Annotated in this window: 19 protein-coding genes and 1 tRNA gene; 1 reads left to right on the forward strand and 19 read right to left on the reverse strand. The window is 43.9% G+C overall.

Annotated elements, in window-relative coordinates; translation table 11 throughout:
* Window positions 1–322: 322 nt before the first annotated feature.
* The 15 genes from ACJ28U_RS07850 to ACJ28U_RS07920 all read right to left on the reverse strand — a co-directional run bounded on the left by ACJ28U_RS07850 (window position 323) and on the right by ACJ28U_RS07920 (window position 14,621).
* Window positions 323–1,600 (reverse strand): solute carrier family 23 protein, encoded by a 1,278-nt coding sequence (locus tag ACJ28U_RS07850; RefSeq protein WP_099088557.1) that lies wholly within the window; start codon window positions 1,598–1,600, stop codon window positions 323–325.
* Window positions 1,601–1,827: 227 nt separating this feature from the next.
* Window positions 1,828–2,238, reverse strand: coding sequence for a pyridoxamine 5'-phosphate oxidase family protein (locus ACJ28U_RS07855; protein WP_407618888.1), 411 nt, complete (start codon window positions 2,236–2,238; stop codon window positions 1,828–1,830).
* 65 nt (window positions 2,239–2,303) lie between these two features.
* Window positions 2,304–2,939, reverse strand: coding sequence for an NAD(P)H-binding protein (locus ACJ28U_RS07860; protein ID WP_407618889.1), 636 nt, complete (start codon window positions 2,937–2,939; stop codon window positions 2,304–2,306).
* 106 nt (window positions 2,940–3,045) lie between these two features.
* On the reverse strand, window positions 3,046–3,675 hold the full coding sequence (upp, locus tag ACJ28U_RS07865) for a uracil phosphoribosyltransferase (RefSeq protein ID WP_407618890.1): 630 nt from the start codon (window positions 3,673–3,675) through the stop codon (window positions 3,046–3,048).
* Window positions 3,676–3,717: 42 nt separating this feature from the next.
* Window positions 3,718–4,968 (reverse strand): serine hydroxymethyltransferase, encoded by a 1,251-nt coding sequence (glyA, locus tag ACJ28U_RS07870; protein ID WP_099088561.1) that lies wholly within the window; start codon window positions 4,966–4,968, stop codon window positions 3,718–3,720.
* 47 nt (window positions 4,969–5,015) lie between these two features.
* On the reverse strand, window positions 5,016–6,044 hold the full coding sequence (locus ACJ28U_RS07875) for an L-threonylcarbamoyladenylate synthase (RefSeq protein WP_407618891.1): 1,029 nt from the start codon (window positions 6,042–6,044) through the stop codon (window positions 5,016–5,018).
* Between the two features lie 5 nt (window positions 6,045–6,049).
* Window positions 6,050–6,913, reverse strand: a complete 864-nt coding sequence (prmC, locus tag ACJ28U_RS07880) for a peptide chain release factor N(5)-glutamine methyltransferase (protein ID WP_407618892.1) — start codon at window positions 6,911–6,913, stop codon at window positions 6,050–6,052.
* 5 nt (window positions 6,914–6,918) lie between these two features.
* Complete coding sequence (gene prfA / locus ACJ28U_RS07885) at window positions 6,919–8,004, reverse strand: peptide chain release factor 1 (RefSeq protein ID WP_010369583.1); 1,086 nt, start codon at window positions 8,002–8,004, stop codon at window positions 6,919–6,921.
* A 32-nt stretch (window positions 8,005–8,036) separates the two neighbouring features.
* Window positions 8,037–8,633, reverse strand: a complete 597-nt coding sequence (locus ACJ28U_RS07890) for a thymidine kinase (protein WP_099088564.1) — start codon at window positions 8,631–8,633, stop codon at window positions 8,037–8,039.
* Window positions 8,634–8,752: 119 nt separating this feature from the next.
* A complete protein-coding gene (locus ACJ28U_RS07895) occupies window positions 8,753–9,862 on the reverse strand; it encodes a hypothetical protein (RefSeq protein WP_407618893.1) in 1,110 nt (369 codons plus the stop codon).
* Between the two features lie 126 nt (window positions 9,863–9,988).
* On the reverse strand, window positions 9,989–10,699 hold the full coding sequence (locus ACJ28U_RS07900) for a type 1 glutamine amidotransferase (protein ID WP_010369594.1): 711 nt from the start codon (window positions 10,697–10,699) through the stop codon (window positions 9,989–9,991).
* A gap of 4 nt (window positions 10,700–10,703) precedes the next feature.
* Complete coding sequence (locus ACJ28U_RS07905; protein ID WP_010369596.1) at window positions 10,704–12,056, reverse strand: MurT ligase domain-containing protein; 1,353 nt, start codon at window positions 12,054–12,056, stop codon at window positions 10,704–10,706.
* 150 nt (window positions 12,057–12,206) lie between these two features.
* The gene (gene manA / locus ACJ28U_RS07910; protein WP_407618894.1) at window positions 12,207–13,172 is read right to left on the reverse strand and encodes a mannose-6-phosphate isomerase, class I; all 966 of its coding nucleotides are present in this window, start codon (window positions 13,170–13,172) and stop codon (window positions 12,207–12,209) included.
* Window positions 13,173–13,203: 31 nt separating this feature from the next.
* On the reverse strand, window positions 13,204–13,923 hold the full coding sequence (locus ACJ28U_RS07915; protein WP_407618895.1) for a MucBP domain-containing protein: 720 nt from the start codon (window positions 13,921–13,923) through the stop codon (window positions 13,204–13,206).
* 92 nt (window positions 13,924–14,015) lie between these two features.
* A complete protein-coding gene (locus ACJ28U_RS07920; protein WP_407618896.1) occupies window positions 14,016–14,621 on the reverse strand; it encodes a DapH/DapD/GlmU-related protein in 606 nt (201 codons plus the stop codon).
* Between the two features lie 155 nt (window positions 14,622–14,776).
* On the opposite strand from ACJ28U_RS07920, the gene ACJ28U_RS07925 reads away from it, so the two are divergent.
* Window positions 14,777–14,848: transfer RNA gene (locus tag ACJ28U_RS07925), tRNA-Asn, on the forward strand.
* 557 nt (window positions 14,849–15,405) lie between these two features.
* Here ACJ28U_RS07925 and ACJ28U_RS07930 read toward each other — a convergent pair.
* The 4 genes from ACJ28U_RS07930 to ACJ28U_RS07945 all read right to left on the reverse strand — a co-directional run bounded on the left by ACJ28U_RS07930 (window position 15,406) and on the right by ACJ28U_RS07945 (window position 18,668).
* Window positions 15,406–15,714, reverse strand: coding sequence for a hypothetical protein (locus ACJ28U_RS07930; protein ID WP_407618897.1), 309 nt, complete (start codon window positions 15,712–15,714; stop codon window positions 15,406–15,408).
* A 353-nt stretch (window positions 15,715–16,067) separates the two neighbouring features.
* The gene (locus tag ACJ28U_RS07935; RefSeq protein WP_407618898.1) at window positions 16,068–17,057 is read right to left on the reverse strand and encodes a type II toxin-antitoxin system antitoxin SocA domain-containing protein; all 990 of its coding nucleotides are present in this window, start codon (window positions 17,055–17,057) and stop codon (window positions 16,068–16,070) included.
* On the reverse strand, window positions 17,057–17,404 hold the full coding sequence (locus tag ACJ28U_RS07940) for a type II toxin-antitoxin system MqsR family toxin (protein ID WP_407618899.1): 348 nt from the start codon (window positions 17,402–17,404) through the stop codon (window positions 17,057–17,059). Before ACJ28U_RS07940 ends, ACJ28U_RS07935 begins: the two co-directional genes overlap by 1 nt.
* A 1,033-nt stretch (window positions 17,405–18,437) precedes the next feature.
* A complete protein-coding gene (locus ACJ28U_RS07945) occupies window positions 18,438–18,668 on the reverse strand; it encodes a hypothetical protein (protein WP_407618900.1) in 231 nt (76 codons plus the stop codon).
* Between the last annotated feature and the right edge of the window lie 178 nt (window positions 18,669–18,846).

The raw sequence follows: 18,846 nt of genomic DNA on the forward strand, positions 1-18,846 counted from the left end.
CCACCTCTTTCCTTTCTAAATATAATTGAGCGGCGATGCGCAGAACACAGGACCGTTAAACTTTTACCCCCCTATATTACGCTTTTAGGAATGAAATTCAACGCTTTAGCATTCAACAAATTTGTCCCAAATGTGCAACCATTTAAGAAAAGGCCCATTTACCGCCGTTTTAATCATTCCAATTAGGAATGAATTGATATTAATATCCAGAATTGATATTTTCTGACTTGCCAAACCCGCGTCATTAAGCGTTTTTGTGCCATTTTTTACAAATAAAAAGCGACGTTGCTTTTACGCACCGTCGCCTATTCTTGAATATTTATTACTTTTCAGAAGCTGCCTTTTGTGGCAAAACCAAATTCAGAATAATTCCCAAAACTGTCGCGATTGCTACGCCTGAGAATTGGATAATGTCATTACCGTGACCGACTTGCAAGTATGCGTTTCCAATTCCGATAACCAAAACTGATGAGGCAATCATCAAATTACGCTTCAAGTTGAAGTCGATCTTGTTTTCGACGATGATACGCAAACCAGAAGCTGCGATAACACCAAACAGCAAGAATGAGACACCACCCGTTACAGCACCGGGAATTGATTGAATCAACGCTGACAACTTACCCACGAATGAGAACAAAATGGCGAAGACGGCCGCACCAATCAAGACGTACACTGAGTGAACCTTGGTAATCGCCATAACACCGATATTTTCACCGTATGACGTCACTGATGGTCCACCGACCAAACCAGCGAAGATTGAGGCTGTACCATCACCAGCCAACGTCCGGTGCAAACCAGGATTACGCATGAAGTCACGACCCGTCAAATCATCCAAGACCATCAAGTGGCCCAAGTGTTCAGTAATCGTGACCAACGCTAGCGGTGCCATCACGATAATCGCGCCCCAATGCATTACAGGCTTGTAATCCACAAATGGCACATCAAAGTCTGGCAAGGCAAACCATGCCGCGTGTGCAACTGGTGCCAAATCAACCAACCCAAACAAAATCGCAAAGATGTAACCACCCACAATACCAAGCAAAATGGGAATCAACCCCAAGAAGCCCTTAAGGAACATATTGAAGATGATTGTCAAAGCCAACGTGATCATCGCCACTGCAAAGACTCGTATATCATACTTGCCATTCAACAACGTTGCTGATTGTGCAGCAGATGATGACAATGACAGCCCGATGACCATGATAATTGGCCCCACCACAATCGGTGGCAACAACTTTTCAATCCAGTTCGTCCCGATGAACGCCACAATCGCGGCGACGATCAAGTAAACAATACCAACCGAGATAACACCGGTTGCCACACCAGGGTAGCCAGTTGTTTTCATTAAGGCAACCATCGGAATAATAAAGGCAAAACTTGACCCCATGTACGCTGGAATTTGACGCTTCGTAATCAAGATGTGCAGCAAAGTTCCCACACCTGAACTAAACAGCGCAATTCCGGGGTTCAAACCAACCAACAATGGCACCAACACCGTTGACCCAAACATTGAGAACATGTGTTGCAATGACAACCCAATCCATTGCAAGAAGCCCGGCCGTTCATTGACGTCTAGGACCACATCGCGTTTCGTTTCCATAATAACACTCCTCTTTCATCGCCTTTAAAAACAAAAGCAGCCAAGATGACTCATCATCCCAGCTGCTAAATCTTGTAACGTGCGGTTGTGTTAGTCTTACTACCCCAATAGTACGTTAGTCGATCTTGTTAGTCTCGCTGGGCTAACTTAAAGACGTTCTTTATGTCTATTAGTATATAGTAGTTAAAACTCTTGGTAAACACTTCCGTTCGTGTTAAACGTTTTACTTAAAAATCGATCACTTCTGGCGCTTCAACGAATGACGCCAACAGTGCTGACGGGAACGTCAACTCCAAAATAATTTCTTGTTCTGGCGTTGGGTGACCGGCCATGAAGCCCTTATTGTCTTCGAAATAGTGCTTCACATCGGCCCACGCCTTTTCAGAGCGCACCAGTGTTCCCTTGTTTGACGAGATTCGGCGACCGCCCTCCCCCATCATCGTATTAAACGCAACCTTACTGTTTGCATCCAATTCAGCAACCTTGGCAGAAGCTGGGTCAGTTACCAAGTACCACTTATTAGGCGCTTCAGTCGATTGTGCAAAGCCCATGATACGGGTTGATGGTTGATTATCAACCGCCGTTGCCATCACCAACAATTGACCGGCCGCAGCCACGTATTCGTTAAAGTTTGCCATATGTGCAATTTCTCACTTTCTTTTCGTTACCTACATTCTAACAGAAAGAAAGTTGACTTGCTGGTTTAAATTGACTTTAATTCTCGCAAAGCATCTGGAATCGCAACTTCCCCATCGTGCATCGTAATGACCCGACGGTACGTATTCTCAGCTTGCAATAACGCTGCCAAAACAGCCGCAACGTTTGGAATGGCATTCTTACCTGGCTCAGTTGGGTCAAGCGCAACCAACCCGGTCGCAGGCTCTTCAACCAATGAACCCGGTTGCAAGATAGTGTAGTCCAACTTGGTATTATCCATCAACCATCGATCGGCAAAGAACTTGGCAATGTTGTAGTCGCGCAATCCTTCACCCCATTCAGCTGGTGACGTCGCGTTCCATGATGACAACATGATAAAGCGCTTAATGCCCAAGGCTTCGGCTGCGTTTTCCAACTTAACTGCTCCAAAAGCGTCGATTTGCAATAAATTCTTACCGCGTGAACCAGCCACAAAATAAATGGCATCAACTGCCAACGGACGCAACTCACCAATTAGCGTGGCTTCATCAGCCAACAAGTCAATGTTCTTGACCGTTACGGCAGCGCCAAAATCTTGGTCAGTATGACGTGTACCGGCAACAACTTCACGGCCGTCCGCTACCAATTGCTTAACCAATTCCTCACCAACACGACCACTTGCACCAACAACTAATACTTTCATGTGTATCTCCTTTTCATCACTGACAATATCTTTCGTCTTAACCCACAATAACAAAAATAGAGGCTGAATGATATTAATCACTCTGCCTCTACTATTCAATTTACAATTAGTGAGTACCGAACAAACGGTCACCGGCATCACCCAAACCTGGGACAATGTAACCGTGTTCGTTCAAACCTTCGTCCAAACCAGCCGTGTACACGTCAACGTCAGGGTGGGCCTTTTGTACTGTCTCAACACCGATTGGGGCTGAAACCAACGTAATCAACTTAATCTTCGTAGCGCCACGCTTCTTCAACGCATCAATCGCCATGACTGCTGAACCACCAGTGGCCAACATTGGATCAACAACCAACACTTCACGTTGATCAATATCCTCTGGCAACTTAACGAAGTATTCAACTGGCTCCAATGATTCTTCATCACGGTACATACCGATGTGACCGATACGAGCGGCTGGGATCAACTTCATAATACCGTCGACCATGCCCAAACCGGCACGCAAAATTGGCACGATAGCCAACTTCTTACCAGCCAACGCCTTTTGCGTCGTCTTGGCAACTGGTGTTTCAACAACAACATCTTCAACTGGCAAATCACGCGTTACTTCGTACGCCATCAATGATGCAATTTCATCAACAATTTCGCGGAACTCCTTCGTTCCAACATTCTTATCACGAATAATCGTTAGCTTGTGTTGAATCAATGGGTGATCAAAAACAGTAAGCTTGCTCATGTCATTTACTCCAATTCATTTTCTTCTATTATACAGGTTATGTTATTCCGCGTGCTCAATTCCGCTCAATGGGAATTGATCCGTCAATGCAACAACTTCCGCTGCAATCAAATCGAGGACTTCTTGGTTATCGTGGTTCTCAAAGGCACGCAAAATCATGTGGGCCACTTGACGCGCCTCGTGCTCCTTGAAGCCGCGGGTCGTAATTGCTGGCGTTCCGATGCGAATACCTGACGTAATGAACGGACTACGTGGCTCATTTGGAATAGCTTCTTTATTAGTCGTAATGTGAATACTATCCAATAAGTTTTGCGCTTCCTTACCCGTCAAACCAGTTGCAGTCAAATCCAAGTTAAAGAGGTGGTTATCCGTGCCACCAGAAACAACGCGGACCAAATCAGATTGCTCGAAGACTTCGGCCATTGCCTTAGCGTTGGCCACGATTTGTTGACCATATGCCTTGAAGCTAGGTTGCATATCCTCGTAGAACGCAGCTGCCTTACCAGCAATCACGTGTTCCAACGGACCACCTTGCGTGCCTGGGAAGACCGCTGAGTTCAACTTCTTGCCTAATTCAGCCTTGGCCAAAATCATACCACCACGTGGACCACGCAACGTCTTGTGTGTCGTCGTGGTCACAACATCTGCAATGCCAACTGGTGATGGGTGAACACCGGCTGCAATTAAACCGGCGATGTGGGCCATATCGACCATCAAATAAGCACCAACTGAATCGGCGATTTGACGGAAGCGGTCAAAGTCAATGAATCGTGAATATGCTGACGCACCCGTCACAATCAACTTAGGCTGGAACTCATTAGCCAACGCTTGCACTTGATCGTAATCAATCAACTCGTTCTCATCCAATCCATATGAGTGGAATTGGTAAGTCTTACCCGAGAAGTTAACTGATGATCCGTGTGTCAAGTGACCACCAGCATTCAAGTCCATCCCCAACACGTGGTCTCCATGCTCAAGCAAAGCCGCATAAACAGCGGCATTCGCTTGCGAACCTGAATGCGGTTGCACATTGGCGTATTCAGCACCAAACAATTCCTTTGCCCGGTCGATGGCCAACTGTTCAACTTGGTCAATGTATTCTGTACCACCGTAGTAACGCTTACCTGGATAACCTTCAGCGTACTTATTTGTCAAAACACTGCCTTGTGCCGCACGGACACCTGCTGATGCAATATTTTCAGATGCAATCAATTCAATATTGTGTTCTTGACGGTCGCTTTCACGATCAATCGCTGCCCACAACTCTGGATCAAATTCACGATAATTTGTCATTCGCAATGACCTCCTATATATCCCCAATAACTATTACAGCCCCAAAGTTAATCCGCCAACAGTTCAGTTACCCAGTGACCGCCTGACGACTTGCCAAGACGGTTATTGTAAGCACTATTTTCTGGCGTATTTGGCATAGCAGCCACCAAAACGGTTAACACATCCTTACGATCATCAAAATGACGTAAGCCGGCAAACAATTTCGCTGCTGCGGTATCTCCATTATCCCCGAGCGACCAGACAAAGTCCATGCCGGCCAACTGGTGTTGCACAATTAAATCGTTCGTCAACATCAAGCCAACTGGCTCCAATTGGCTTTGTGCCCAAATAATCGCCTGTGTCCAATCTTCCGGTGCCACCATATAGACATCCTTATCAGGTGCATAGTGGCGATACTTCATGCCCGGTGCTTTTGGCGCTTCATCTGCATCAACGTGCTTAATTTCAGAGTCCACCGGCACAACCAAAACTGCTTCGATTTGGGCTGGCGTAATCTTACCAGGGCGCAACACAGCTGGTGTATCTGTCGACAAATCAATCACCGTCGACTCCACGCCAATCTTTGTCGCACCATCATCCAAGATGCCTGAAATCTTACCATGTAAATCATGATAAACGTGTTGGGCAGTCGTTGGTGATGGCTTCCCTGACGTGTTCGCAGATGGACCAACCATTGGCGCATCTGCTTCACGAATCAATGCCCGTGTCACGTCGTTATCCGGCATCCGGGCGGCAACAGTATCCAAGCCCCCTGTTACCGTCGTTGACACTGTACCTGGCTTGACTGGCAAAATCATCGTCAAAGGTCCTGGCCAAAAGGCGTCCATCAACTTTTCAGCCCACGCATTAACCACTGCAAAACGATCAACTTGTTCCTTGTCAGCAACGTGGACAATCAACGGATTATCCGATGGTCGGCCCTTCGCTGCATACACTTTACTAACTGCTTTTTCATTAAAGGCGTCGGCACCCAAGCCGTACACCGTTTCAGTCGGGAACGCTACCAGTGATCCGCGCTTAATCGCACGAACGGCTGCTGGCAATTCGTCGGCCGACCAAATTTTCGTCTCTGCCATACTCTTTATGCCTCCCGCGACACTTTAATCATCCGATCATGTCCACTCATATCTTGACGCAACGCTACTGATACGCCAGGCAACTCGCCAAAGACCGCTAACAAAGCTGGCCCTTGTTGATAGCCAATTTCAAAGTACGCTGTCCCGTTGGGCGCCAAATAAGTGAGCAATTGGGCTGCCATTTGCTTGTACAAGGCTAACCCCTCATCATCAGCAAACAAAGCTAAATCTGGTTCGTACATGATAACTGACTCATCCATCACGTCACGTTCCGCCTCACTAATATAAGGCGGGTTCGAAATAATGATGTCGTATTGCCCAGTTGCTTGGCTAAACAAGTCACTTTCAATGAACTTAACCTGCTTGGCGAATTGGTCAGCGTTGGTTTGCGCTACTACTAACGCATCTGCTGAAATATCCGTCCCAGTCACATCCCAGGTTGGCCGTTCAGCCCCAATCGTTACCGCAATCGCCCCTGAACCAGTTCCAATGTCGAGCACGCGTTGCGCTGGCCCAGTTGCTTTATGATCGTTTAGTACCCATTCAACTAATTCCTCAGTCTCCTGGCGTGGAATCAAAACACGTCGATCAACGTTGAACTCGCGGCCATAGAACGCAGCGTGGCCCAGCGCGTACTGCACTGGTTGACCACCCTTGATTGCCCGGACGGCAACCATGAAACGTAACCGCTTCTCGTCCTCTAAGACCGTATTCAAGTTATTCGCCAATTGCGCATAGTTCCAATCCATCATCCCTGTTAGCAGATAATCGATTTGTGCGAGTCGCTCTTCTTGGTCGTGAATATATGGCTCAAGTTGCCAATCACCCCAATCGCGAACTGCTTGAATTGTCCATTGTTCATCAAACATGTTATCTATCCTTGCTTCAATTCTTCTAACTTAGCCGTTTGATCAGCGATAATCAACGCATCAATCACGTCTTCCAATTCACCGTTCATAATCCGATCCAACTTGTTCAATGACAAACCAATACGGTGGTCCGTCACACGGTTTTGTGGGTAGTTATACGTTCGAATACGTTCTGAACGATCACCAGTACCAACCGCCGTCTTACGTTGCTCAGCGTATTCAGCTTCGTTTTGTGAGGCGTAGTAGTCGTAGACACGCGCCTTCAAAATTTCCAATGCCTTCGCACGGTTTTGTTGTTGTGAACGTTGGTCTTGCATTGCCACTACGATACCAGAAGGCAAGTGGGTCATACGCACAGCTGATGACGTCTTGTTAACGTGCTGTCCACCGGCACCAGATGAGCGGTACACATCGACACGCAAATCCTTGTCTTCAATTTCAATATCAACGTCTTCGTATTCTGGCATCACACCAACAGTAGCCGTTGACGTGTGCACACGCCCAGCTGATTCCGTTTCAGGGACACGTTGCACACGGTGCGCACCGTTCTCAAACTTCAACTTTGAATAAACGTTGTTACCCGTAATCATCAAAACGATTTCCTTGTAACCACCGATTTCAGTCTTGTTTTCATCGATAATTTCAACGTTCCAACCTTGCTTTTCAGCGTAGCGTTGGTACATGTCGTACAAGTCAGCCGCAAACAAAGCCCCTTCGTCACCACCGGCAGCCCCGTGGATTTCCATGATGATGTTCTTATCATCGTTTGGATCCTTTGGCAAAAGCAAAATCTTGATTTGCTCTTCAAGGGTTTCCTTTTCTGCCTTTAGCTCCTTCAACTCATCCTTGGCCATTTCTTCCAATTCAGCGTCGCCCAAGCCTTCGTTCAACATCTCTTCGTTGCCTTCGATACCGTCAACAACATCCTTGTAGCGCTTAAACGTCTCAACCGTTTCACGCAAGCTACCTTCTTCCTTAGAAAGCGCCATGAAACGTTGCGTATCTGAAATGACATCAGGGTCAGAAATCATTTCGCTGATTTCGTCGTAACGGTCAACAACCGCTTGGACCTTCTCAAAAATCTCATCCATGTGATTTACAATTCCTCTTCTTTAAGTATGTATTAGTGCTTAACAACACGACGGGCAATCGCTGCCATGTCTGGGTGGTTATAGTGATAACGGCAAACTGGCATGTAGGCTTCATCCCCACCAATTTGCACCTGTGCGCCTTCATAAACGGGCCGACCGTCAGAAATGCGTAAGTTCATCGTCGCCTTACGACCGCAGAATGAACAAAGCGTCTTCATTTCCTCGATTTTATCCGCATAAATCAGCAAAGCTTCTGACCCCGGGAATAAGTTATTAAACGCGTCGTTCTTCAACCCGAAGGCCAAGACGGGAATATGTAACTCATCCACTACCCGTGTCAGTTGTAACACCTGGGCTTTGGTCATAAATTGGGCTTCGTCGATTAAGACCGCAGCAACCTCATCTTGACTATGAATCAATGCGAACAGGTCGTCCTGCTCAGTAATTGCTGTGGCTGAACGTTGCATCCCAATCCGTGATGCAATTTCACCAACCCCAGAACGATTATCTAGCGCACTCGTCAATAAAAGCACATGGCGTTGTTGTGTTTCATAGTTGTGTGCGACTTTTAAAATTTCGATACTCTTACCGCTTGCCATCGCGCCGTAACGATAAAACAGTTGCGCCATATGCGACCACCTTTCCGTTTGCCAAACCATTTTTTTGCAGTTTGACACTCGTATACCAGTATAACGAAATTTCACCTATAAAAAAAGAAGAGAACTCGCAACAGTTCCCTTCTTGAAATTTAATCGGCTAGATTCTTGTAATTCAAAATCTTCTTGTACATCGTCTTGTACTCAGCATTTGTCATCGTAGCCTTGTATGGTGGGATGTAGAAAATCTTGGCATGCTTGTCGAGGTAGTCCATCGGATTCGTCTTAGCAGAATCCATGGCCTTCTTCCACGTATCACGTGAGATGCCTTGCTTATCAGCTTGCCAATCAAGAATAAATGACGCCAATGCACCGACGTTATACGTTTCAGCGTATGCACCACTATCTAGGTAAGCCAAGCGGTTTTGCTTAAACAATGTCCGCACAGCTTGATCGTTTTGCTTCATCGTCTTCACCTTATCTGGATAGCCAGCAAATAGTGATGACCGAATCTCATAGTAGTACGCCGTTCCTTCCATACGATCGTCCTCAAAGGTTGCCTTGTAGTCCTTCTCGTAGTTTTCCTTGTAGTAACGGTACGTCGCCAACGCTTGCGCTAATGACTTCTCTGACTTATTCGTGTAAGCCGCCATCAACTGTTCTTGCAATTGCAATCGAATGCGGCGCGCATCCGTGTGCTTCAAATACTCGTTTTGGTCTGGATTGTAGTGCTTCTTCGGTGAAGCCCAGCCCTCTTGTTCTGTCCCGTGGAACATTTCGTGCGCATACGTGATGAACAAGTCGTACGTCCCCAAATGTGGGTAACGTACCAGACGCTTCGTGTCACGTAACTCCTCATTCGTGACAGCCATGAATGCCCCTGACTTGCCGTGCGCATTAAACGCCATAAACCAACCTGATAGCGGTTGGGGATCGATATCATAACTAAGCGCTTCCTTTTCAGTCATGTCTGACACCTTACCCGTTGGCGTCACCATCCAGAACTTCTTATCATCCACCCCATTGACAATGGCGTATTGGTTAACGTCCTTATTATTTGGCCAAAGCGAGGGCGCAATTTTATGGTAAGTCTTCACCTGATTTGCAAATGTCTTGTGGACATATGTCGAGACATCTTGATCAGCCCGCGCTTTCGTAATGCCAAATTCACTTGCCTGAGTTGTCGTGCCCAATAGCGCCACACTAGCACCCACGACGCCGACGCCCAAACTAACTCGCGCCACTAGTTTTTTCATACCCATTTCGTAAACCCCACTATTTTCAAGTTTGCTTTATTGCATTTAGTTTACAAAAAATGAGTGGTATTGTCACAAAATAAGGTTTAAAAAACACCCGTTGAACTTAATCAACGGGTGTTTCGATTATCATTAGAATGCTTCTGGCTTGATATCTGCCATCTTTTCAGCCCAGTTGACTTCTGGGTACTTGCGTTCCAAAGCCGTTTGCAACACGTGCAAAGCCAAGTTTCCGTTACGTGTAAAGATAGGTCCGTGGAAGTACGTCCCGTAAACATTACGGTACACAAGTCCTTCACCGCCATCTTCACCGTTGTTCCCCTTACCTTGCAAGACCTTACCCAATGGGCGCTCGCCTTCACCCAAGAATGTACGTCCTTGGTGGTTTTCGAAACCGCGGTATTCGTTGCCGTTAACTTCGTCCTTAATCAAGACATTACCAATAAAACGGCTGTGTTGTTGGTTCAACGTGTAGTGGTCCATAACGGAAATCCCCTCAACACGCGTCCCATCAGCCATCAAGAAGTAGTGACCCAACAATTGGAACCCACCGCAAACACCCAACAATGGGCCATCTGATTCGATGTAGCGCTTGATAGCATCTGCTTTAAACTTCAAATCTTCTGCAACGATTTGCTCTTCGTAGTCTTGTCCACCACCGAACAGCACAAAATCGTACTTCTTATCATCGAACTCATCGCCCAATGAAATCAACTCTACGTCGACATCAACACCGATTTGTGATGCATAGAAACGCATCGCCACGATGTTACCGTAGTCGCCGTAAGTGTTCATCAAATCACCGTACAAGTGTGCGGTGTGCAAAACGTACTCTGCTGCCATGATTTTATTCTCCCATACCAGTCTTGATAAAGCCTTGTTGTGCCAATTGGGCACGTAGTTGTAGCATTGCCGTATAAGTTGCGGCAATGTACACGCGCTTCGTTGGCATCTCGTCGATCGCCTTGACAATTTGCTTGAGATCTTGGTAAACCGGGTGTTCACCGTATCCAGCCATCTTCACACGGACATACAAGTCCTTGTAACGCTCACCACCAGTTGCAATGGCTTGCATGCCTGAATCCTTCAATGATTCAAAGTCTGTATCCCAAATCCAACTCGTATCGATACCGTCTGCATAGTTCGCATTCAACAATGCAATCAATGAGAATGGTTGATCGTCCGTCTTCATCATATCGATGACTTGATTTGCCCCAACCGGGTTCTTAATCAAGACAATCGTAACTTCCTTACCGTTGACGTTAACGGCTTCTTGACGACCGAAGATTTGCGCATTTGATTCAAAAGCGTGGTGAATTTGTTGTGTGGTAACACCTAAGAAACGACCAACCGTGTACGCAGCTAGCGCGTTATAGATGTTGTACATGCCACCGATTTCAATTTGATACGTCTCGCCATCAATATCAAAGTTTGAATAACGAGGTGTCATCTCATTAATCTTCGTTACGGCATAATCCAACTCAGGACGCTTGAAATCGTCTGAAACTGAGAAGTAATCACCTTGATTACCAAACGTCATAAAGTGATAGTGCAACACCGTATCATCAGTTGGTGATAGCACACCGTCCGTGTTGTGAGGCGCCTTCATATCACCATCCGCTGGCAAGTGATTAAATCCGTAATAAACCTTTGGATTTGGCAGATCACCGCGCATGAAGATTGGTGAATCAGCGTTCGCAATCACCGTTGCCTCAGGGAACAAACGAATGCCCTTCAAAATCTTATCGTAGGTCGTGTAAATCTCACCAAAACGATCCAATTGGTCACGGAAGATGTTCGTCAACACGAAGGCCATCGGCTTCAATTGACGTGCAACTTCTTCCACATTCGCTTCATCAACTTCCAAAAGCGCAATTGGGCGGTGTGACTTACCGGTTACTTTCGCTGTCAACATCGTTCCCGTGATACCTTGCATCATATTCGAACCAGATGGGTTTGTAATCACATCAGGGAATTGTTCGCGCAAGACACGCGTGGTCAATGTTGTTGTCAACGTCTTACCATTCGTACCTGTAATCAAAATAACGTCATACTTCTCAGCCAACGTTGTCATGACTTCAGGGTCAATCTTCGTTGCCAACTTACCTGGCAATGATGTACCACCACGACGCAAAATATCATGCAGTACCACGTATGAACTTTTACCAACAAAAGTTGCCAATGCACTCTTCAAGCTCATGTCGTCCTCCTACTACATCGTCACCGATGTTTATCTGTCAAAATAACTAATCTATAGTGTACCATTTTCGCACGTAAAAAGTCAGGCCGATAGGAATATAAAGTAAAAGCACGCGCAAATAATTCGCACGTGCTTTTGTTAACAATTCACTTACATTGACTTCGGTCCTGGCGTCGATGCAATCAACGTCGCCTCACCTTGTAGTGTCCATGCTTCAACGTCATTTGGCAAGATAAAGCTTTGGCCCTTGTGCAATGGATAGGTCACGCCAAAGACAGTTAAGTCTAACGTCCCGTCAATCACAGTTGCCAGCAAATATGGCGCCCGTGCATCTAAGGTCGCACGGCCATCAACATCCCACTTATAGACATTGAAGTAAGGTGCTTCAACCAGCGTTGTCACCGTGACGCCACCGTATGTAGCCGTCGAAGTTTGTGGTTGTTCCGGTACAAACGGTACCGTCGTCACATTCTTCGCATCGGCCAAATGAAGTTCCCGCAATTCACCCGTTTTTGCATCAACCCGGTCAAAATCGTAAACCCGGTAAGTCACGTCAGATGATTGCTGCGTTTCCAGTGCGAGAACCCCGGCACCTAATGCATGAAGCGTCCCGGCTGGTACATAGAAGAAGTCGCCAGCCTTAACGGGTACTTTTCGGAGTAACTTATCCCAGTCACCAGCATCAACCGCTGCATCAAATTCTGCCTTGGTTTGGGCCGTGTGCCCGTAATAAATTTCGGCGCCCGGTTCAGCCGCCACGATGTACCACGATTCCGTTTTACCAAGTTCGCCGGCGTGTTCACCAGCATACGCGTCATCAGGGTGCACTTGCACCGATAAATCCTGGTGCGCATCTAGCAACTTAACGAGCAGTGGGAATGGTCGGTTCGTGTCTGTGTTGCCAAACAGCTGTGGTTCTTCTTGCCACAACTCAGCAATCGACTTACCTGCAAAACGGCCATTCTCACAAAGCACCGTGCCATTCTTGTGACCTGAAATCAGCCACGCTTCACCCGTCGTTTCCGATGGGATATCAAAGCCAAACACATCACGTAACGCCGTGCCACCCCACATCTTTTCGTGCAAGGCTGCCGTCAAAATCAATGGTTCTGTCATTATTCAATTCCCCCAAAGTACATGTCGCTAATTAATCAAGATGCAAATAAATGCTTGAAATCCAACCGTGTTGCACCACGTGGTACCACAAGATACCAGATGGATCATCAACCCGTTCTGAAATTTCAATTCGTGAACCGTGGACAACTCGTCCAATTTCACGTCCGTATGGTTGTGCATATACGGCCACGTCCCCACCTGGCACATAATCCACAGTTCCGCGGGCCACAAATGGCTTTGGGGCCCACGTCGTTGGTCGATTCCATTCAGAAATTGGCTTTGCTGAACGGCCATCATTATCCGTTAACTTCATTGTTTGCATGTTGTACGGTACCCAGCGTGAATCTGATAGTTGATACCAGAACTTCCCCTCACGCGTTGCAACCCGTTGGGCAACCTTCACGTATGAATCCGCCCAAAGCTTTTGGCCAGTTGGCTCAGCGACATCAATCGCTGCAACCGGTTGGACATCCGCTAACAAATGCAAATACTTGTCAGCTAATTGTTCAGTTTCCGCAATGTCATCGCGACGGTAATAGAACGTTGCGGTGTGCATCGTGGTTTCATCGAAAGTCCCTTTTAACGTCCCCTCTGATGAAACAAAGCGATACCCTGGCAATGTTTGTGGATCAACTGAGAAGCTATCACCCACGGTACCTTCAATCAATCTTGCATGCGTTAACGCCGTCTTTGTATCAACATCCTTGGCGTATACCCAAACTGGCATACCCTTTAGTTGAAAGTCAGCCATACTCGCTGCCTCCTAGTCGTAGTTTCTTACGTCTATTCTACCAAATTAACCTTAAGTAAGCCCGCGTTGATTACCTGCACTTAACCTTTTGTTTAGTTTAACGTCTTAATGACCCGCGCTGGGTTACCGGCAACCATGACATTACTTGGTACATCCTTGGTCACAACCGCTCCGGCACCAACCACTACGTTATCTCCAATCGTAACACCAGGTAACACGATAACGGAACCACCAAACCAGCAATCATCCCCAATCGTGATTGGTGAATCATATTGCCAACCCTCACGCCGCAACGCCTTATCATATGGATGGTGATTAGGTGTGTAGAGCTGGCAGTTTGGCCCGATAAAACAGTGCGCACCAATCGTCACGCGCCCAGCACTCAAAATTTGCAGGCCGGCGTTGATAAAGGTTGCGTCGCCGATGGTTAGGCGTTGGGGATGCTCAATTGACGTGATTGGAAAATACACATCAGCATCCTTTGCCATATTCGGCAAGAATTCTTGTAACAAGCGCGTTGCTTCAGCCAAATCTGTCTTCGCGACATCGTTAATGCGTTGCACCGTTTGCGCACTTTGCTTAACAATCGCTTGTACCTGAGGCTCCTTTGCGTATTGGTACCACTCCCCTTGGTCAACCTTGTCAAAAATAGCCACATCGGCTAAGCGCGCGATTTCTGTTGGTGTTAAGTCTTTCATAATCCGATTCCCCTCGTTATTCAGTAACTCCATTATACGCCAAATTTGTACGGACAAATGTGAATTAATTTAAATGAGAACGTTTTTAATCAAAATAGTTGACTTCTCATTTTCCTTACTGTATATTAATGTCATGCCTTAGCAAAGGACATAATTGCTTTGTAGTTCAGCGGTAGAATAGCTCACTGTTAATGAGAAGGTCGCTGGTTCGATCCCAGCCAGAGCAGTCATAGAAAACTTGAAACCCTGTCATATCAAGGCTTAACGCCTGTGTGACGGGGTTTCTAGCACCAACTCCCCCACTTACTCCCCCTTTTTCTTGGCACCAATTGGCATCAAACTCGGGGAGTAAAAGGGGAAGTAAAATTTAATACGAGCAGCCAACTCTATCAGCTCCTCTACATACCCATTGTAGCAGGGGCTTTTTGTTTTGTTACGGGGATGAAATTCGTTGCCTATACAAAAAGTCCGTCAGATGCAACATATGCCTTTCTGACGGATTTTTAATATCGATTACTAATCACAGATTTGGATTTGTATACTCAACAGATTATTTCTACTTATGCAAACCGCTTCTAAAGCGTGTAGTCACATTTATATAGACTTCCGTTTATATTGATTCACTAAACATACCCGCTATGTCCTTTCGGACTTGACGTTCATCACCTGCAATATAAAATTTAACACCATACAACTTAACTTGATCATTTTCGCCAATCACATCGACACTTTCAGGCGAAATACTCGTTAACAAGTCCTCTTTCCATTGGTATTGAGCCAGCAATTAGGTACCCTTGGGTTCAATATAAATCTGATAAATGTACAACTCATTGGCCAAATACAAGTTAACACCTAACTTATCGCTAATATCTTGCCATGTCATATTGTCCTTATCGTGCATGGCAATAGCTTGTAACTGAAAGGGTGTTAATGTTAATAGTACCTCATCAACGGCTGTCTTTTGTGCCTCATAGGCTTTTAATTTGGTATCGTCATCAGTCTTCAAGTAGTCCATTTGTAACTTAGAACATTTAATATCCACGTCTAAACGCTCATTAAAATAATCTTTAATAAGCTGTTCTGCCCTTTTCATAACTTCCTCCCGTGTACCTATATTTCATATATCATTATACTAAAAATAGTTTAGAAAATAAAAAAGAAACTGATGTAATTCAGTGCCTAGATGGATACTTTTGAGGGTCTCGCCAATGTTGGCTAGACCTTTTAAAATCTGATCGGATATCGTCAATATTAACGAGACCTAAATAAGGTGGCAAAATCTTAAGGGGGGCGCAAGTTACGCCCCCCACTTATAAAATATGATGATAAATAAAAAAACACTAACAAATTAATGTTAGTGCTTACTATTAATTATACTTGAGGAAAACAATGGTTATACATAAGTAAATCTTATTTAAAAATAACCAATAAATTTCATTGGTTAAATTAATTATTTAAAAAAATTTTTTCATTCATTATTTCTTCGTTTGAAATTTCAATATGCATTTTTTCATTAGCATAACTATAACTTCTATCCCAAGCGGTTTCAGGTTTATGAGTCATATTTCTAAGTTCTGCAGCTTCATATCTACCATATTTTATCCATATCTCTAAAAGAACGCCCGATACATCAGAATTAGCGCTAATTTCGTTATAGTGTAATCGTAAATCCTTTTTGCGGTCTTCACTGGGGTTAATAACGTCTGTTAATTCTATCTGTGAATAAAATTTCTTACCTACCGACTCATAATATGGACCATGGGCATAAGCCAAAGTATCTTCATTAAATAAGAGGTTGCCATTCTTTTTCATAAATAACTTTTGAGCAAAATAAAGTAACTTATGAAGTTTCATTTGAGTAATTGGTGTCGCCTCTTCATCACTGTTTACCGTGCTGAAACTTTGCGCTATAAACCAATCCGCCACATCCAAAGCTGTTTTATATAAACTTCTCTCATTTTTTGTATTAACGAGATTATTTAAATTAGCAAAATCGTTTTTTGAATACTTACTTTGATCCGATTCGAAAAAGCGTTGTTTAAATTTTTCTATATCAAATTCTTGAAAACCTTTTAAAATATCACTTGTTTTTTTGCTAGGAATAGAACCGTTTTCAACTTGAAAAATTGTAGCTCTAGATAAGTTTGTAAAGACAGCAAACCCACGTTGGGACAACCCCAACTGTTCACGAAGTTTCAATACATCTTCGCTTGTTATTAAATTATTTCGTTGTTCATATTCTAAAAATAACTTTTCATCATTTTCTTGTTCAATGTTCCTGTCAAAAATCTCTTCATCAGTATTTAACAGGATCCTAGCACGTCCCATTATCGTTATTTCAATCCCTTTAACGGAATTAGTAATTGGCTTATTAATGATTTTTGTTGCGTTTTCATATACAAAATCATCTTTACTTTCAACGTAATATTTTTTCATTATAAACCTCCCATTTCATGTTCAGCTTCATGAAAAGAAATTAGCCAACCATATTCATCTCTCAACTGTAACTTAATATAAATTTGAAAATCTTCAAAATTTGAACAAAAAACCCAAATAAAATCACCAATATGATTCCTATCTGGTTCTGGCCCTTTACAATAATTACTAGTTGTCAAATTTAAAATAGTCTCTTCCATAGAGAGAATAGAAATACCTTTTTCTCTTAAAAAGTTGGTGTTTTTTCTCCTGTTAACTAAAGTATATTCGCCCTGCGACATTTTCATTTTAAATTTATGTAAAAACTGATCAATCTCTGAATCATTTGGATTATTGAATATACTCATAGCCCACCTCACGTATATTGTACAACTTGGTCTATTTTTAGTCCAGTTTTTTAAATAGTTTACTTTAGTATTTGAACACTAGCATTCAACAATTATCCGAAGTTTCAATAAAATAAGTTATTTTGCCCTTTTTATGTGCAATTTTTATATTGCGTTATAGTGCAACGCGTTGCAACGTTTTTGTGGCACTTCATAATGCTAGTGTTGTCTATTTCATGCTAAGTTTTACTATATTCGACAATTCAGTTGAAAGTCATTTAAATGCTCAAATTTGCAACTGTCAAAAATACAAGTTTTGACAAGTTTACAACGCCCTATATTCAACTTAGACCGTCAAAATATTTCAGGTTTTCGTCACATCTGTCGAAAGATACTATTACAAGTTTTGACAAGTCCTCATTTGTCGGGATCGTTGCCACTTGTGGCAAATGTATAATGTCTTTTTTATTAGTGAATGATTGGTTCACAACCGTACCCATTTTCATACTTTTAAAATCAATGCCATTTTATACTAAGTTCTCACTGCGGAAAATTCCGCTATGAAATAGTTAAGTTCTCACTGTCATAATATCGACAGTGAAACGCCAACAGTTGCGATCATCTCACATCTTCGGCTGCATCTAGGGTGTTAAATAATTCATGTCCTAGTACGTTTGTCTTTTACAAGTGTAGATTTACCTACGGTTGCCCATAACGTATATGAAAAAAGTTCATAGAATGCGCTTCTCAACACTTTTAGTATTGATATATCAAATAACTACTGTTTTTATAGTATTTGAAAAATAATAATAACTGCAGCGTGTTGAAGAGACGGCACTATTTGATATTCGGTTACTTCCTAAGCGACGTGGGCGGGGGTATAAATGATTTTTAATTATCAATCAGCTAATTACTCACAGAAACATAAAACGTCACACAGACGCCCCTATGGCTTATCACGCAATACATTAACCCCTTAACAGTCGGATCTATAATAAAACAAAAAACCATCTATTAAAGATTATTTAATAACTGGTCAACTGCTTATTTACCCTCACATAAAACTTACAACTGTCATCACACCAAATATTAACGTTAATACGATAAAAGCTAGTCTTAATTTGCCTGGGTTCCCGATAAGGTTAGAGATACTTATTAGCAAAAACACCAAACTAGCCTGAGCCTTTTGTCCTTGCACCAATGCCCATATTTGCCACAACAGTGCGAGTGCTGCCAGTACGATGAATAAGAGGCGCGCGTAATACTTTTGTTTTTCCCTTTTCATGGCTTACCTCCTTTCATCATCCGTTACAACCATTACACTATTGATAGTATCTAATAATCAACAAAAAACAAAAAACAATAACCCCCGCTACTTATCAATCGTTTCTGATGATTTGTAGCAGGGGGTTAATTTGCTTTAAATATTCTCACTTACAATGCAGCAACAAAATCATATGATT

Source organism: Weissella sp. MSCH1 (assembly GCF_045799135.1).
Taxonomy (GTDB): Bacteria; Bacillota; Bacilli; order Lactobacillales; family Lactobacillaceae; genus Weissella.

Bases quoted from the DNA above. Each gene is read 5' to 3' on its own strand.
- ACJ28U_RS07850 (WP_099088557.1), bottom strand. From the start codon at position 1,600: ATGGAAACGAAACGCGATGTGGTCCTAGACGTCAATGAACGGCCGGGC.
- ACJ28U_RS07855 (WP_407618888.1), bottom strand. From the start codon at position 2,238: ATGGCAAACTTTAACGAATACGTGGCTGCGGCCGGTCAATTGTTGGTG.
- ACJ28U_RS07860 (WP_407618889.1), bottom strand. From the start codon at position 2,939: ATGAAAGTATTAGTTGTTGGTGCAAGTGGTCGTGTTGGTGAGGAATTG.
- upp (WP_407618890.1), bottom strand. From the start codon at position 3,675: ATGAGCAAGCTTACTGTTTTTGATCACCCATTGATTCAACACAAGCTA.
- glyA (WP_099088561.1), bottom strand. From the start codon at position 4,968: ATGACAAATTATCGTGAATTTGATCCAGAGTTGTGGGCAGCGATTGAT.
- ACJ28U_RS07875 (WP_407618891.1), bottom strand. From the start codon at position 6,044: ATGGCAGAGACGAAAATTTGGTCGGCCGACGAATTGCCAGCAGCCGTT.
- prmC (WP_407618892.1), bottom strand. From the start codon at position 6,913: ATGTTTGATGAACAATGGACAATTCAAGCAGTTCGCGATTGGGGTGAT.
- prfA (WP_010369583.1), bottom strand. From the start codon at position 8,004: ATGGATGAGATTTTTGAGAAGGTCCAAGCGGTTGTTGACCGTTACGAC.
- ACJ28U_RS07890 (WP_099088564.1), bottom strand. From the start codon at position 8,633: ATGGCGCAACTGTTTTATCGTTACGGCGCGATGGCAAGCGGTAAGAGT.
- ACJ28U_RS07895 (WP_407618893.1), bottom strand. From the start codon at position 9,862: ATGGGTATGAAAAAACTAGTGGCGCGAGTTAGTTTGGGCGTCGGCGTC.
- ACJ28U_RS07900 (WP_010369594.1), bottom strand. From the start codon at position 10,699: ATGGCAGCAGAGTACGTTTTGCACACCGCACACTTGTACGGTGATTTG.
- ACJ28U_RS07905 (WP_010369596.1), bottom strand. From the start codon at position 12,056: ATGAGCTTGAAGAGTGCATTGGCAACTTTTGTTGGTAAAAGTTCATAC.
- manA (WP_407618894.1), bottom strand. From the start codon at position 13,172: ATGACAGAACCATTGATTTTGACGGCAGCCTTGCACGAAAAGATGTGG.
- ACJ28U_RS07915 (WP_407618895.1), bottom strand. From the start codon at position 13,923: ATGGCTGACTTTCAACTAAAGGGTATGCCAGTTTGGGTATACGCCAAG.
- ACJ28U_RS07920 (WP_407618896.1), bottom strand. From the start codon at position 14,621: ATGAAAGACTTAACACCAACAGAAATCGCGCGCTTAGCCGATGTGGCT.
- ACJ28U_RS07930 (WP_407618897.1), bottom strand. From the start codon at position 15,714: ATGAAAAGGGCAGAACAGCTTATTAAAGATTATTTTAATGAGCGTTTA.
- ACJ28U_RS07935 (WP_407618898.1), bottom strand. From the start codon at position 17,057: ATGAAAAAATATTACGTTGAAAGTAAAGATGATTTTGTATATGAAAAC.
- ACJ28U_RS07940 (WP_407618899.1), bottom strand. From the start codon at position 17,404: ATGAGTATATTCAATAATCCAAATGATTCAGAGATTGATCAGTTTTTA.
- ACJ28U_RS07945 (WP_407618900.1), bottom strand. From the start codon at position 18,668: ATGAAAAGGGAAAAACAAAAGTATTACGCGCGCCTCTTATTCATCGTA.